The following is a 14,649-nucleotide window of genomic DNA, read 5'->3' on the forward strand; positions in this document are numbered from 1 at the left end:
CGGGCGACGACGGCTTCACAGTGTTCATTCTGTATCGGAGTTCGTTCGATGTGCGTGATGGTGTGGTGATCCCTGTTCGGCCTCAGGCCTCCGGGTCGCCGTGGCAGCCGCCGTAGGCGACCCCCGACCCGCACCAACACCCCGCCCCCCGCTCCGGCGGCCACGCCACCGCCCGCCCCCGAGCCGCCAAGGTCGTCGCATACTGCGGCAGCAGCGCTCCCTCCGCCGGAGAGGAACCCTCCGACGCCGCGAACGCCTCGTACGAGGGGACCGTTCCCGTGACGATGCCCAAGTTGGCGGTGCCGGAGGCTGACAGCTCCCGTAGGGAGGACTCTATGGTCGACAGGTGGGCGGGGTGGGAGGGGTATTCCTCGGACAGGGGTGGGTACGCCGTTAGCAGTTCCGTCAGTTCCGTCGACGGCCAGTGCAGGACCGCCACCGGGAACGGGTGGGACAAGGCCTCGCGGTAGGTGTCCAGTTCTGCGCGGAGGCGGCTCAACTCGGCCTGGAGTTCTGCCGGGTCGTCCGAGCCGAGAGACCATACGCGCTTCGGGTCGTGGAGTTCGTCCAGGGAGACCTGGGACGAATGCAGGGTGTCCGCCAGCATGTCCCACTCGTCGTGCAGCGCGCCCAGCATCCGGCGTACCCGGTGGCGGCCGAAGAGGAGGGGGCGCGTCGCGTACGGGGGTTTCGGTACGTCCGTCAGGAGCAGGGTGACTCCCGCCGTGAACGTCTCCTGCGCCGCCTCCAGTTCGTCGTGCGACTCCAGGGCCTCCGCCACGATCACCCAGGGGGCCGGGTCGCGGGGGGCGGAGGTGCGGACTCCCTCGATGATCGCCCTCGCCTCCGCCTCATGGCCGTACTCCCACAGGTTCGACGCCTTCAGCGCCCGTACCAGAGTGGGGGTCTCCAAGGGGACGGGCCCGGACAGCAGGCGGTCGTAGAGCGCGGTCGCGGCCGAGCGGTCGCCGGCCAGCTCCAGGTGGGCCGCGGCCTGGAGGAGCAGGGCCTCGGCGTCCTCGGGATACAAGCCGGCGGACCGCTCCAGGCGTGCCGCTTCGGCGGTGTGGTCGACGTTCTCGGCAGGCGTGTCGGGGCGCATGGGGGACACCGTAACGCGGTGCGCTGACAAAGGTGTGATATCTGCAGGCCAGCGCACTTGCCCGGCTCGACACCTTCCTGAGCCCTGGCTGACCAGTAGCGCCCTAGGTGTTCTGTCCCGGGAGGTTGTGGACGGGTGAGCCAGATTTCGGCTGGGGGATCTTGAACAGGAGAGCACCGACCCTGGCCCGGACCCCGGCCAACTGCCGTACGGGGCAGGGGTGTTGTCAGAGGTTTCCGTAGGGCGACCGTCTTCACGGAAAAAACTGTTATCGCGGAAGCCCTTCGTCCGTCTCCTGTGCACTCGCAGCACTCGCAGCACTCGCAGCACTCGCAGCACTCGCAGCACTCGCAGCACTCGCAGCACTCGCAGCACTCGCAGCACAACCAGCGCACACGTCACCGCCCACGCACCACACACGCCCCACCATCCGCACAGGAGTTACCCGTGGCAGAGCACAACAAGCACCGCATCAGCCGTCGCAGCGTCCTCCAGATCGCCGCCGGTGTCGCCGCCGCGGGAACCGTCGGCGGGGTCGCGATCTCGTTGAGCAGGGGTGACTCTGCCGACGCGGCGCAGAGCGGTGCCTCCCCGTCGCCCAGTGAGTCCGCCGCGAAGCCGGTCTTCGCGCACCCTGGGATGCTGCACAACGCCGGCGACCTCAACCGGGCCAAGGTCCGCGTCGCCGCCGGCCGGGAGCCCTGGACGGCGGGCTGGCAGCGGCTGACCGCCAACCGGCACTCCGCGAGCACCTGGACCCCCAGGCCGCAGGCCACGGTCGTCCGCGGCGGCACCGGCCAGAACTACGCGCCCCTCTACCACGACATCCACGCCGCCTACCAGAACGCCCTGCGCTGGAAGATCGCGGGCACGAAGGAGCACGCCGAGGCGGCCGTCGCGATCCTCAACGCCTGGTCGGCCACGCTCACCACGGTCACCGGCAACGCCGACCGGTTCCTGGCCGCCGGGCTCTACGGCTACCAGTTCGCCAACGCCGCCGAGCTGGTGCGCGACTACGGCGGCTTCGAGCTGGCCCGCTTCCAGAAGATGATGCTCAAGGTCTTCCACCCCATGAACGAGGACTTCCTCACCCACCACAATGGCGCCGTCATCACCAACTACTGGGCCAACTGGGACCTGTGCAACGTGACTTCGATCATGGCGATCGGCATCCTCTGCGACGACAAGGCCCTGTTCGACCGCGCGGTCGAGTACTTCAGGAAGGGCGCGGGCAACGGCTCGATCGGGAACGCCGTCCCCTTCGTCCACGAGGCCGACGGCCTCGCCCAGTGGCAGGAGTCCGGCCGCGACCAGGGGCACACCGTGATGGGCATCGGCCTGATGGGCGCGATCTGCGAGATGGCCTGGAACCAGGGCGTCGACCTCTACGGCTACGACGACAGCCGCTTCATGAAGGCCGCCGAGTACGTCGCCAAGTACAACCTCGGCGGAAGCGTGCCCTTCACCAAGTACGCCTGGCGCAGCGGCACCGGGAACGGCAAGTACAACGAGCAGGCTGTGATTTCCGACAAAGCCCGCGGGGAGCTTCGTCCCGTTTGGGAGATCCTGCACTATCACTACGCGCGCCGCCGTCGGCTCTCCGTTCCGTACGTCACGGCGATGGCTGAGAAGGTGCGTGCGGAAGGCGGAGGCGGCGATTACGGGCCGAACAGCGGCGGCTTCGACCAACTCGGCTTCGGGACGCTGCTCTACGCCAAGTGACATCTCTGCGGGAAGGGACGTACGTGGACGGGCGGCAGTGGCGTACGACGATCGCGGCGGCGCAGTCCGGCGACCGGCGCGCGCTCGACGAACTCGTCGAGGGCTGGCTGCCGCTGGTCTACAACATCGTCGGCCGCGCGCTGAACGGTCATGCCGATGTCGACGACGTCGTGCAGGAGACGATGCTGCGAGCCGTCGACAACCTCGGGACACTCCGTGATCCGGACAGCTTCCGCTCCTGGCTCGTCGCCATCGCCATGCGGCAGATACGCGACCGGGCCCGGCGGCGGACCTCCGAGTCGCTGGCCGACGACGCGGCCCAGGAGGCCACCGACTTCGCCGAACTCACCGTGCTGCGGCTTCAGTTGGAGGGACAGCGGCGCGAGGTGGCGGAGGCGGTGCGCTGGCTCGACGACGAGGACAGACAGTTGCTGTCTCTGTGGTGGCTGGAGGTCGCGGGCGAACTCAGCCGGCGCGAACTGGCGGCGGCCGCCGGCATCAGCCGCCAGCACGCCGCCGTACGTGTCCAGCGGATGAAGGCCCGCCTGGAGGCCGCGCGCGGCATCGTGCGGGCCCTCGACTCGTCCTGCCCCGACCGGCGCGAGCTGACCGCCCGCTGGGACGGGCGTCCCGACTCGGTGTGGCGCAAACGGCTGGCCCGGCATATCCGGGGCTGCCGCCACTGCGCCGCGCCCGGCGAGGCGGTCGTACCGGCCGAACGGCTGCTCGTCGGGCTCGCGCTCGTTCCGATCCCGGTCGGCTTCACGCTCTCGTTCGCCTTCGGCGGCAGGACGGCGGTCGCCGCGACGACCGCCGCCAAGGGCGTCGGCTGGTCCGCCAAGGTCGTCGCCGCGCTCACCAAGCCCGCCGTCGCCATGACGGCCGGGGCGACCATCGTCGCGGGCGGCGCGTACGTCGTCACCCAGCCGGACGCGGTACCGCCGAAGGCCGCCGCGCCGCCCACCGCGTCGCCCACCGCGTCGAGCACCTCACGGCCGAGGACACCGAGCCCTTCCGCGCCACCGAGCCCGTCACCGTCCGCCGGCAGCACTCCGCAGGGCCTGTACGGCACGGTCGTCGACGCCGTCGACAAGGCCCCGGACCCGGACAGGCGGCCCGCGGACCTGCCGCGCCGCCCCGAAACCGGGATCACCAGTACCGGCGGACCCAAGGCCGTGATGCAGCACCGCGGGGACAGCGTGACGCTCAGCGGCCGGGGCTATGTGCTGGTGCGCTGGCAGATCTCCCCGAAGTCACGGCCCGGCGCCGTGGTCATGCCGGCCTGGACGGGCCTCAAGGGAAAGCTGTTCCACGTGGCCTCGGGGGGCGGCCGCCGGATGGACGACACCTTCGCGGCGAACGCCGACGGCTACACCTCCGGCATGGGCGGGCCGGGCGTCGGATACGCCGTCCTGCCCACCGGCACCCAGCAGATGTGGCAGAACGAGTACTTCTACCTCGACGGCACCGTCACCCTCACCCAGAACGAACGCGGCTGCGACTACGGCCTGATCGTCTTCCCCTCGAACCGGGACGCCGTGACCAAGGACGTCACGACCGGCCCCGCCCAGGGCGCCATCCGCTACGGCCTCGTCCGCGACACCGGAAAGGACACGACACCGATTCCCCAGTACGTCACGCGCGAGACCCCGTCCGATGCGGCGACGGTTCGTCAGAAGTCGCAGGTGAAGGCCTAGCGTTCTACCCCCTGCGCCGTCGAGCATGACCGCCCGGAGCCCGCTCGATCGGATCAGCAGCCGTGTTCCTCAAGGATCTGCCGGGTCTGGTTGTCCGCGGGGGACAGGCGGCCCTTTGACCCGTGCCGGAAGTGCAGCTTGGGGTGGGTGGCGTCGGTCGGGAAGGGTTTGGCCGTCAGCTTGTCTGTAAGCCCCACCGAGATGTGGACACGTGAGCTCGCGTAAACGGTATCGGCCAGGCAGCGATCAGCCCCTCCATAGGAACGGGCGTAGCGGCCCGTGGGGACGGTGTAAGCCCAGGCGTGCATCGTCGCCGACATCAGCGCCACGGCAAGCACCATGACGCCCAGCGTCGCGAGTGGTCGCGCCAGGCGGCCTTGCAGCCGGGAGCGTGCGGCCCACACGCCCCAGGCTGCCCCTCCGGCGCCTATCGCAAGACACGTCAGCCCCAATGCGGCGTAGTTGGGCAGATCGTGCAAGCTGTTACGTGACCGCTGCCAGACGTAAGCCTCTGCTGCGACCAGCGCGACGGCGACCACACACGTGACAATAGGGATAAACCGACGCTTAGTTTCGCGTCCACGCAGGGGCGCTGAAGAAATGACCTTCATACGAGAACCCTAGTCACTTCGTGACGCCTTACGCCGTGGACATGATCACGGCTTCACGCTGTAACGCCTTATGCCGAAACGCCGTCCACCTGCAACGTCTGCACCGCCCCCGCTGCGAACGGCACGCTCAGCGTCTTGCCGCTCACGTACGTGTCCGAGTGCGCCGTGTAGAGGTCGCCGCCGCCCGACGTCACCGTGTTCCAGCGGGGTACCAGGCCGCCTGTGCCGCCTGCCACCGTCGTGAACTTCGAGAGGTCGAACGTCAGGGTCTGGGCCGAGGACGAGGTGTTCGCCGCCACTATCACCAGCCGCTTCGCCGTCTTGTCCAGGGCCGCTGCCGCGTAGCTCACGCCGGTGTCCAGGATCGTCATCCCCGGGCGGATGTGGCGGCTGAACTGCGCCATCACGTAGTACTTCGTCTGTACGGCGCCCGGCTGGAGCGTGCTCGCGTCGTACGCGATCATCGCCCAGCCCGACGACGGGTCCATGACCTGCCAGTACACCCACGCCGTGGGGTGCAGCCAGCGGAAGTCGTAGAGCAGGTTGCTCGCCAGGGTGAGGCCCGTGGCGTCGCTGTCGCCCGTCTCCGAGTTCCACAGGGCCTTGCCCGCCGTCGTCACCACGTCCGAGTAGAGGAGGTCGCGGCGGCCTCCCGAGCCCTGGTAGCCGTGGACGTTGACCCTGTTGACGTACGACTTGGTGGTCGAGGAGAAGGAGTTCCACGTCGTGCGGGCCAGGTCGTAGCTCGTCTCGTCCGATGCCGAGATCTTCGTCGCCGACAGGCCGCGCTTGTCCAACTCGCTGCGCAGGTAGGGGAGCACGGCCGACTGGACCGTTGCGTCCATGTGGCAGCCCTCCTGGGTGCCGGTCGCCGTCCACCAGCTCGAGCTCGGCTCGTTGAAGGCCTCCACCGTCGCGAAGTTCACGCCCCAGTTCGACTTCGCGTACAGGGCCACCGCCGCCATGTGGGAGGCGTGCTGGCGGTAGTTCCACGTCTGGAGGTTGTTGCCGCCGCCCGCCGCTCCCGACGGGTTGTGGTTGTAACACATCCACCACATCGGCGAGTTGGCGAAGAGTTCCGTCGTCGCGCCGCGCGCCGTCGCCTTCACCAGCATCGCGCGCTGTGTCGCGTCCGCCGTCCAGTCCCACGCCGACGACGTCGGGTCCTCGTTGTTCCAGTCCTGCCAGTACCCCTCGATCTGCTTGAACGACGGGATGTTGGCCGACGCCACCATGCTCTCGCCGTTCACGCTGTTCCAGCTGCACGCGCCGACGTTGTAGCGGGCGATGTTCAGGCCCAGGCCCGGGAGCGTCGTGCCGCTGTACGTCACCGAGTTGGTGGTGAAGAAGATGTCGGCGAAGTCGGTGCGCGTGCCGAAGACGTTCGCCCACCAGGCCAGGGAGGTGCCCCAGCCCTCCCATGTCCCGTACGTCGTCGACGGGTTGACGGCGATCGTCGCGTCCGCGCGTGCCGTGCCGGTCGCCAGGGCGCTTCCGAGCAACGTTCCGCCTGCGGCGGTCAGCAGTGTTCTGCGTCGGATCATGGCTGTTCTGCCTCTCCGTGCGGCTCAAGTACCGGTCCCCGCGACGGCGTTGACCGTCACGGTCCTCCGTTCCCCCGTCCGCGTGCCCTCAGGAAGCATCGGGTGTGACGGGTGGGGTTGTCGAGAGGGATGACAGCGCTTTCTCCATCATTCTTCCAACGGTTAGAAGAAGGGGGAGGAGAAGGGGGAGAGGAGGGGGTGGGGGAGGGGGTGGGGGAGGGGCCTGCGGCAACCGGGTTGTGGGGGTGGTTAGTTGCGGTGGCAGCCCTTATCGTGCGGCAGCGGCAGCGGCTGGCCGGGGTTCCGGGGAGGTGCCGTATGCGGGTTCGCATCGTGCAGCACAGGGATCGGCGGCGGCGTGCGCTGCGGCGGCGCGTGCTGTGGAGCGGGGGTGAACTGCTCGTCACGGCCGGGGTGCTGGTGCTGCTGCTCGTCGTGCATCAGCTGTGGTGGACCAACCGGGAGGCGCGGGCCGGGGCCGAGCGGAAGGTGCAGGCGCTGGAGCGGGAGTGGGGGCGGGAGCGCGGGGATGGTGCCGCGGGTGCGGATTCCGGGAGTGGTGGGGGTCGTGGATCCACCGCGGCGGGGGCGACGGCGGGTGTGGGTGCGGGTTCGGGCGGGCGGCAGGGGATCGGTGGGTCCGGTGGGTACGGTGGCGGGCTGGCGGCCTCGGGCTTGCCGCGGGTCTCCCAGGCCTACGCCGTCATCGTCATCCCCCGGCTGCAGTTGCGCGCCCCCGTCGCCGAGGGCACCAGTAAGCGGGACGTTCTCAACAAGGGCTACGTCGGTCACTACCGCGGCACCCAACAGCCGGGCCAGGCCGGGAACTTCGCACTCGCCGGGCACCGCAACACCCACGGCGAGCCCTTCCGGTACCTCAACCGGCTGCGCGTGAAGGACGTCGTGGAGATCGAGACGGCGTCCGCTGTCTACACGTACACCGTCGGCAAGATCCTCCCGCAGACCTCCGCCCGCGACTCCGGCGTGCTGCGCCCCGTACCGCGCTCTGAGGTGAGGCCGTCGTACGGCTACACCCAGCCGGGTCACTACCTCACCCTCACCACGTGCACCCCCGAATACACCTCCCGCTACCGCCTCGTCGTGTGGGGAACCCTCACTTCGACGCGGCCACGCTGAACACGGCAATCGGGGGGTACGGCGGCTGGGAACTGTCCTGGCTGTCCTGCTCGTCAGGTATAACGGCAACAGAATGGAGAGGGGGCGAGGCATGGTGCGTAGCTGGACCGGTCTGCGCCCTGCCGCAGTGCTGCTGCTCCTCGTTCTCCAGTTCCTCCAGCCGGCCCTGCTCGACGGCAGTGGCCTGTCCGGCGGGGCATCCGTCGCGTTCGCCGCGACCGCCGCAGTCGGGTCGGCTCTCGCCGTCCGCGCGCTGCTCGGCGCTCGCTGCGCACCGGCCGTGCCGCCGACGCGAGTGCGTACGGCTATCCGTGACCGGGCCCGGCGTACGGCGTTCCTGCCGCAGCGCGATCCCGACGCCTCCGGGCGGCCCCGTCCTCGGGCACCCGGTGACGCCCTTCCGACGGCCGTCGCGTAGGGCTTCTTTCCCGACCTTTTCCCCCGGCTCTGTCCGGTGTCCGGTGTCTGGACCAGCTCCCGGCCCTGCGCGGGTCGTCATGCCGCACCACCGCGCCGATCCCGCTGAATCCCTCACGGATCCGCGCGGGCTCTGTGATTCCCGGCACGACGAGACCCCCGGAGGGCTCACCCATGTCCGTTTTCGCCACGCTGGTCGAGCGACTCGCCGATCTGCTCCAGCCGTTGTTCCACGCCTCCGCGGCAGCCGCCGCGATCGTCCTGTTCACCGCGCTCGTACGACTCCTCGTGCATCCTCTGTCCCGGGCCGCCGCCCGTGGGCAGCGTGCCCGGGCCGCGCTCCAGCCGAAGATCGCCGAGCTGCGCGCCAAGCATCAGAAGAACCCGGAGAAGTTCCAGAAGGCCGTGCTCGAACTGCACGCCGAGGAGAAGGTGTCGCCGCTGTCGGGCTGTCTGCCCGGGCTGCTCCAACTGCCTGCCTTCGCCCTGCTCTACCACCTGTTCTCCAACACGACCGTCGGCGGACACGCCAACGAGCTTCTGACGCACCAGCTCTTCGCCGCACCCCTCGGTGACCGCTGGGCCGACGCCCTTTCCGGCGGCGGGCTGCTCGGGGCGGCGGGGATGGTCTACCTCGGCCTGTTCGCCGTCGTCGCGGCCGTCGCCACCTTCAACTTCCGCCGTACCAAGCGGATGACGGCCCTCGGAGGACTCGCGCGGGAGTCCGTGCCGGTGAGCGACGGCGGGCAGCAGGTGCCCGGGCTCGGCGCGATCGGCAAGGTGGCGCCGTTCATGTCGTTCTTCACGCTGGTGACCGTGGCCGTGGTGCCGCTGGCCGCCGCGCTGTACGTCGTCACCAGCACGACCTGGACGGCCGTCGAGCGCGCGGTGCTGTACCGCTGACCGGTGCGACGGGTAGCTTGGAAGATCGGTAGTCATCCGATGACTGAGGGGTGGCCGGGGCTGGCTGCCGCGGGTTTGTCGGGTGCCGTGGGGTGTCTGTGCTGCTAAGGAGATGGCGAACATGAAGTTGCTGCGAGTCGGTACGGCCGGGGCGGAGCGGCCCGCGTTGCTCGACGGGGCCGGGGTGCTGCGGGATCTGTCCGGTGTCGTGAACGACATCGACGGGGCGCTGCTCGCCGACGATGCCGCTCTGGGGAGGGTTCGCGCCGCGGCAGAGAGTGGAGAGCTGCCGGTGCTCGACCCCGACGGGTTGCGGATCGGGGCGCCGGTGGGGCGGATCGGGAAGATCGTCTGTATCGGGCTGAACTATCACGACCACGCTCGTGAGACCGGTGCCCAGCCGCCCGCCGAACCCGTGATCTTCTTCAAGGCGCCGGACACCGTCGTCGGTCCGGACGACACCGTGCTCGTGCCGCGCGGGTCGACCAAGACCGACTGGGAGGTCGAACTCGCCGTCGTCATCGGGCGTACCGCGCGCTACCTCGGGTCCCAGGAGGAGGAGGCGCTCGCGCATGTCGCCGGGTATGCGGTGGCGCACGACGTATCCGAGCGGGAGTTCCAGATCGAGCGCGGCGGGACCTGGGACAAGGGCAAGAACTGCGAGACGTTCAATCCGTTCGGGCCTTGGCTGGTCACTGCGGACGAGATTGCCGATCCGCAGGACCTTTCGCTCAAGCTGTGGGTCAACGGGGAGCTGAAGCAGGACGGCACCACCGCCGAGCAGATCTTTCCGGTCGCTGAAGTCGTGCGATATGTCAGCCAGTTCATGACCCTTTACCCCGGTGATGTCATCAACACCGGTACGCCGGCCGGGGTCGCGCTCGGGCAGCCCGAGCCCAAGCCGTACCTGCGCGCCGGTGATGTGGTCGAGCTGGAGATCGGCGGGCTGGGGCGGCAGCGGCAGGAACTCAAACAGGCGTAGCGCTTCAGATGTCCAGGAACTCCTCCAGCGCCGCCACCACCAGCCGGTGGTCCTCCAGTTGGGGCAGGCCCGACACCGTCACCGTGCCGATCACTCCCGCGCCCTCCATGTGGATCGGGAACGAGCCGCCGTGGGCCGCGTACTCGTCGGGGTTCAGGCGGGAGGAGTCCTCGAAGGTGGTGCCCCTGGCGCGGTAGCGGGTGCCGACCAGGTACGACGAGCAGCCGTAGCGCTCCACCACCCGGCGCTTGCGGGTGATCCAGGCGTCGTTGTCCGGGGTCGAGCCGGGTAGGGCGGCGTGGAAGAGCTGCTGTCCTGCCCGGTGGATGTCGATCGCCACCGGTGCCTGGCGTTCCCTCGCCAGCTCCACCAGGCGGGAGCCGAGGGCCCAGGCGTCGTCGTAGGTGAAATGCCGGAACACCAGGCGGCGTTCCTGCGCTTCGAGTTCCTCCACGGTCGGGGTCAGCTCGGGTGTGATCCTCGGGGTCATCAGGTGCTGTGCCTTCGGGGTCGGGGGCGGGGGCGGGGTCTTGTGCGTGCTCATGGGGTCAGTTTCGTGGTTCGGCGGGTGGACGGCCTTTTACCTGTGTGCTTACAGGCGTACCGTCACGCCCTCCGCCGCCGAACGCCGTGCCGCCTCCAGTACCTCCAGCGCCGCCGCCGCTTCCAGCGCCGTCACCGGGTTGGGGGCGCCCTCGGTCAGGGACTTCGCCACCGCCTCGTAGTACGCCGGGTAGTCGCCCGGGAGCGTCGGCTGCGGGGTGCCGCCGCCGGACAGCGGGGATTCGCCGGAGCCCACCCTGCCCCACAGCGCCTCCGGCTCCTCGCCCCAGCCGGGGCCGGGGCGCTTGCCCTCGCGCAGCTCCGCCTCCTGGGGGTCGAGGCCGTACTTGACGTAGCCCGCCTTCGAGCCCAGCACCCGGAAACGCGGGCCCAGTTGGGCCGCCGTCGCGGAGGCGAAGAGGTGGCTGCGGACGCCGTTCGTGTGCGTCAGGGCGATGAAGGTGTCGTCGTCCGCTGCCGCGCCCGCGCGCCGGATCACCGACTCCGCGTAGACCTGCTCGACCGGGCCGAAGAGGACCAGCGCCTGGTCGACCACATGGCTGCCCAGGTCGTACAGCAGACCTCCGATCTCTGCCGGGTCGCCCGACTCGCGCCATCCGCCCTTCGGCTGCGGGCGCCACCGCTCGAACCGCGACTCGAACCGCCATACGTCACCCAGCTCGCCCTCGTCCAGCAGCTTGTGCAGGGTCAGGAAGTCGTTGTCCCAGCGGCGGTTCTGGAAGACCGAGAGGAGCAGGCCGCGGTCCGCCGCCAGGGCGGCGAGGGTGCGTGCCTCGGCCGCCGTGCCCGCGATCGGCTTGTCCACGACCACCGGGAGGCCCGCCTCCAGGGCCCTGGTCGCCAGCGGGATGTGGGTGCGGTTCGGGCTCGCCACCACGATCAGGTCCAGCTCGTGGGGCTTGGCGAAGAGCTCGTCGGCCGTCGCCGCCACGCGCACGTCGCCGTGCTCGGCACGGGCCTGTTCCTGGCGCTCCGGGTTCGACGTGACCACCGTGTCCAGGGTCAGTGCCCCGGTGGCGGCGATCAGTGGGGCGTGGAAGACGGAGCCTGCCAGGCCGTAGCCGATCAGGCCCACGCGGAGGGGGGACGTGGGAGGGGTGGGGGGCGGTGTGGCATCGGCAGTCGTCATGGGCACCACTTTGGCAACACTGTTGCCAAAGTGCAAGTCTGGGGGAGAATGGGTTCCCTCAGCGGATGCGATGCGATGCGATGCGATGCGATGGAATCGGGATGTGGGGTGGATGGTGAGGGTGCGTACCCTCGGTGGCGGGTCCGTGGGCGTCGGCAGCGGGTCCTTGGGGGTCGGCGGCGGGTCCATGGGGGCCAATCTGCTGGCCCTCCGCAGTCACAACACCGCCCTCGTGCTCGACCTGCTGCGCACCGCCGGTGACGGCGGCATCAGCCGGCTCGAACTCGCCGAGGGCGCCGGGCTCACCCCTCAGGCCGTCAGCAAAATCACCGCCCGGCTGCGGGAGGAAGGGCTCGCGGAGGAGGCCGGACGCCGCGCCTCCACCGGGGGCAAGCCCCGTACGGTGCTGCGGCTCGTGCCCGAGGCCGGGTACGCGGTCGGGGTCCATCTCGACCGCGACGAGCTACGTGCCGTCCTCGTCGATCTGCGCGGGGCCGTGGTCGACGAACGGCGTGCCGGGCTCGACCTCGGGGCGGGGGCGGATGCCGTGATCCCGGCGGTCGTGGGGGAGGTGGATGCGCTCACGAGGGGCGGGGCTCTCGCGGTCCTCGGGGCCGGGGTGGCGCTGCCCGGGCCCCTCGACCATGTGCGCGGGGTGCTGCACCGGGTGACCGGGTTTCCCGAGTGGGACGGGTTCCCGCTGCGCGACGCGCTCGCCGGGCGGCTCGGGGTGCCGGTCGTCGTCGACAAGGACACCAACGCCGCCGCCCTCGGACTCGCCCTCGGCGGCGAGCGTGGGACCTTCGCCTACCTCCACCTCGCCACGGGGCTCGGCGCCGGGCTGGTGATCGGCGGCGGGGTGCACCGGGGGCCGCGCACCGGGGCGGGGGAGTTCGGGCACCAGGTCATCCAGCTCGACGGGCCGCCCTGCACCTGCGGCGACCGCGGCTGCGTCGAGGCGCTGTGCCTGGCCGCCGTGGCACGCGGCGACATCGGTGAGGCGGCCCGGGTACTGGGTGCGGGCGCCGCCAATCTCGTCGGGCTGCTCGACATCGACCTCGTGCTGCTCGGCGGCCGTACCGTCGCCGCCTCGCCCGAGCCGTTCGTCGAGGGCGTCGCCGCCGTCCTCGCCGCCCGGGCCCGGCGCGAGGGGGCGCCGGAGGGGGCCGTACCGGTGCGGATCGCGCCCGGTGGCGGGCGGGCCGTCGCCGAGGGCGCGGCTCAGCTGCTGCTTGCTCCGCTGTTCGGGAGGGCGGCGACCGGGTGACGGCTGCCGGGTGACGGGTGACGGGTGACGTGCGAAGGGGGTTGGGGGTAGATGTCCGCTCGGTCATCGCGGCATGACGGACAAGCCGACGCGGTCCGAAAACCGTTCGCGGTCCCAGGGGCCTTGAGCCGAGACTGATGGGTCGATCACATCGGACAGGAAGAGTGGCCAGCCCTGACGTACAACCGTGACACCCTGCCCTTCCCCGACAACCGCGTGCCCCCCATCACCTACGAGGGCATTCGGGACTGGGATGAGTTCGACCCTGCCCGCCACTCGTTCGCCTGGGACGAGGACGAGGAGGAGCACCTCCGCTCGCTGGTCCGCGAGTGGGTGCCACCCGTGCTCTCCGGTATGGCTGGCTGGTGGGAGGGAGAACGCTGGTGCGAGAGCCAGGTGGACGCGATCATCCGGGAGCGATACGGCACCTGGGCCTGGGGATGGAGCTGGTGCTACCGCCACGGCGGGCCCATCGGTAACTGGGTCAGCGGGTCAAGCTCGGTGACGACCCCCGACGAGACCGCAGAACGTGTCGTGGCCGCGCTGTTGGAGTGGCGGGTGTGGTTGGAGCGAACGGCCCAGCGCTTCACCGAACTGGCGCCGCCGCCGGACGCCTCACCCGAGGATCGCAGTTGGCACCTGGAGCGGGCCTGCGTCCGGCTCGTGACCCACACGCTGGACTCGGGCGCGGACAACGCCTGGCGCGGCCAGACCTCGATCGTCCTGGGCTGGTTCCTCACCATCACCGGCATGGACCGGGCCGAAGCCGCGCAGGCAGTGGAGAACGCGATCGGTGGCCGGTTCAAGAGCTGGGTCACCCCGGAACGGACGCTGATCGAATCCGTCGGCGAGGATCTGGCCGTTGGCCTCACCGGCCACACCCCATACCAGGACCATCGTGAGAGGGCTGCGCTGGAGGAGTTCCATGACCGCTACTGACAGCCTTTCGGCCTGGTTGCGCGTGCGCCGTGAGGCCGACTGGCAATGCGCACCGACCCTGCAGCGGGTCTCGCCCAACCGCGATGGGTTCCGGTCCTGGTGCGAGGGTCCGGTGCGCCGACGCGACCCGATTCGCGCCGAACGTCTACTCGCCGCACACACCCTGGCCCGAGAAGATGCCGCACGCCAGACCCCGCTGAACTTCGCCCTGCTGGCCGGTTGGCAACGCGAAGTCCTCGCTGCAACAGGGGCACCGTTCCGCGTGAGCGACGCCTATGCGAAGGCCGGCCGCGAGCGCTACGGTCTGACCCCTCACACACAGGCCGACTTCGATTCCTGCCTGAACGAGACGACCGACCCGGACATCCCGCTGGCGGCCCGCGCGGCCCGCGCCTACCTCGATGTGGCGTTCTTCCACCCCTTCACCGATGGCAATGCCCGCGCCGCGCTGTTGACCTTGGTCCATGTTCTGGCGCGGGAGGACATTGTCCTTCCTGAGGTCGGCCCCCTCCAGACCACCCGCTACGCGGATGACCCGGCCGGTGCCGCCGACCTTGCCACTCTCATCGGGGTGCTCAACCGCCGCCGACACTGAAGCGTTCGTGGGGGTGCACCGACAACTTCCGCCAGGCTGG

General features: G+C 70.1%; 14 protein-coding genes. 9 read left to right on the forward strand and 5 right to left on the reverse strand.

The features are described from left to right. Window positions 1–82: 82 nt before the first annotated feature. Complete coding sequence (locus ACSYGN_RS25450) at window positions 83–1,102, reverse strand: hypothetical protein (protein WP_460399430.1); 1,020 nt, start codon at window positions 1,100–1,102, stop codon at window positions 83–85. 447 nt (window positions 1,103–1,549) lie between these two features. Between ACSYGN_RS25450 and ACSYGN_RS25455 the strand changes: the two genes are divergently transcribed. Together ACSYGN_RS25455 and ACSYGN_RS25460 are read left to right on the forward strand one after the other, a co-directional pair. Continuing rightward, complete coding sequence (locus ACSYGN_RS25455) at window positions 1,550–2,824, forward strand: alginate lyase family protein (protein ID WP_460399433.1); 1,275 nt, start codon at window positions 1,550–1,552, stop codon at window positions 2,822–2,824. A 23-nt stretch (window positions 2,825–2,847) separates the two neighbouring features. Continuing rightward, entirely contained in the window at window positions 2,848–4,521 is a 1,674-nt protein-coding gene (locus ACSYGN_RS25460; RefSeq protein WP_460403727.1) for an RNA polymerase sigma factor, read from the forward strand. Window positions 4,522–4,574: 53 nt separating this feature from the next. Here the strand turns inward: ACSYGN_RS25460 and ACSYGN_RS25465 are convergent, their stop codons facing one another. Together ACSYGN_RS25465 and ACSYGN_RS25470 are read right to left on the reverse strand one after the other, a co-directional pair. Further along, on the reverse strand, window positions 4,575–5,132 hold the full coding sequence (locus tag ACSYGN_RS25465) for a hypothetical protein (RefSeq protein ID WP_460399435.1): 558 nt from the start codon (window positions 5,130–5,132) through the stop codon (window positions 4,575–4,577). A 68-nt stretch (window positions 5,133–5,200) separates the two neighbouring features. Then, a complete protein-coding gene (locus ACSYGN_RS25470) occupies window positions 5,201–6,676 on the reverse strand; it encodes a glycoside hydrolase (protein ID WP_460399437.1) in 1,476 nt (491 codons plus the stop codon). Between the two features lie 318 nt (window positions 6,677–6,994). Here ACSYGN_RS25470 and ACSYGN_RS25475 point away from each other — a divergent pair, with 318 nt between their 5' ends. The 4 genes from ACSYGN_RS25475 (at window position 6,995) to ACSYGN_RS25490 (ending at window position 10,115) form a co-directional block, all read left to right on the forward strand. Then, complete coding sequence (locus ACSYGN_RS25475; protein ID WP_460399439.1) at window positions 6,995–7,813, forward strand: class E sortase; 819 nt, start codon at window positions 6,995–6,997, stop codon at window positions 7,811–7,813. A gap of 91 nt (window positions 7,814–7,904) precedes the next feature. Then, a complete protein-coding gene (locus ACSYGN_RS25480; protein WP_460399441.1) occupies window positions 7,905–8,231 on the forward strand; it encodes a DUF6412 domain-containing protein in 327 nt (108 codons plus the stop codon). A 173-nt stretch (window positions 8,232–8,404) separates the two neighbouring features. Then, window positions 8,405–9,133, forward strand: a complete 729-nt coding sequence (locus ACSYGN_RS25485; protein WP_460399443.1) for a YidC/Oxa1 family membrane protein insertase — start codon at window positions 8,405–8,407, stop codon at window positions 9,131–9,133. A 121-nt stretch (window positions 9,134–9,254) separates the two neighbouring features. Then, on the forward strand, window positions 9,255–10,115 hold the full coding sequence (locus tag ACSYGN_RS25490; RefSeq protein WP_460399445.1) for a fumarylacetoacetate hydrolase family protein: 861 nt from the start codon (window positions 9,255–9,257) through the stop codon (window positions 10,113–10,115). A gap of 4 nt (window positions 10,116–10,119) precedes the next feature. Here the strand turns inward: ACSYGN_RS25490 and ACSYGN_RS25495 are convergent, their stop codons facing one another. Both ACSYGN_RS25495 and ACSYGN_RS25500 read right to left on the reverse strand, forming a co-directional pair. Then, window positions 10,120–10,605: a heme-degrading domain-containing protein gene (locus ACSYGN_RS25495; protein ID WP_460403729.1), complete on the reverse strand. Its 486-nt coding sequence runs from the start codon at window positions 10,603–10,605 to the stop codon at window positions 10,120–10,122. 102 nt (window positions 10,606–10,707) lie between these two features. Beyond that, on the reverse strand, window positions 10,708–11,808 hold the full coding sequence (locus tag ACSYGN_RS25500; protein ID WP_460399447.1) for a Gfo/Idh/MocA family oxidoreductase: 1,101 nt from the start codon (window positions 11,806–11,808) through the stop codon (window positions 10,708–10,710). A 112-nt stretch (window positions 11,809–11,920) separates the two neighbouring features. Between ACSYGN_RS25500 and ACSYGN_RS25505 the strand changes: the two genes are divergently transcribed. From ACSYGN_RS25505 to ACSYGN_RS25515, 3 genes are all read left to right on the forward strand, one after another. Beyond that, entirely contained in the window at window positions 11,921–13,075 is a 1,155-nt protein-coding gene (locus ACSYGN_RS25505) for an ROK family transcriptional regulator (RefSeq protein ID WP_460399450.1), read from the forward strand. Window positions 13,076–13,291: 216 nt separating this feature from the next. After that, window positions 13,292–14,014, forward strand: a complete 723-nt coding sequence (locus tag ACSYGN_RS25510; RefSeq protein WP_460399452.1) for a hypothetical protein — start codon at window positions 13,292–13,294, stop codon at window positions 14,012–14,014. Next, window positions 14,001–14,609: a Fic family protein gene (locus ACSYGN_RS25515; RefSeq protein ID WP_460399454.1), complete on the forward strand. Its 609-nt coding sequence runs from the start codon at window positions 14,001–14,003 to the stop codon at window positions 14,607–14,609. Before ACSYGN_RS25510 ends, ACSYGN_RS25515 begins: the two co-directional genes overlap by 14 nt. The last annotated feature ends 40 nt before the right edge of the window (window positions 14,610–14,649 follow it).

The sequence above is a fragment of the Streptomyces sp. YIM S03343 genome (assembly GCF_054729195.1).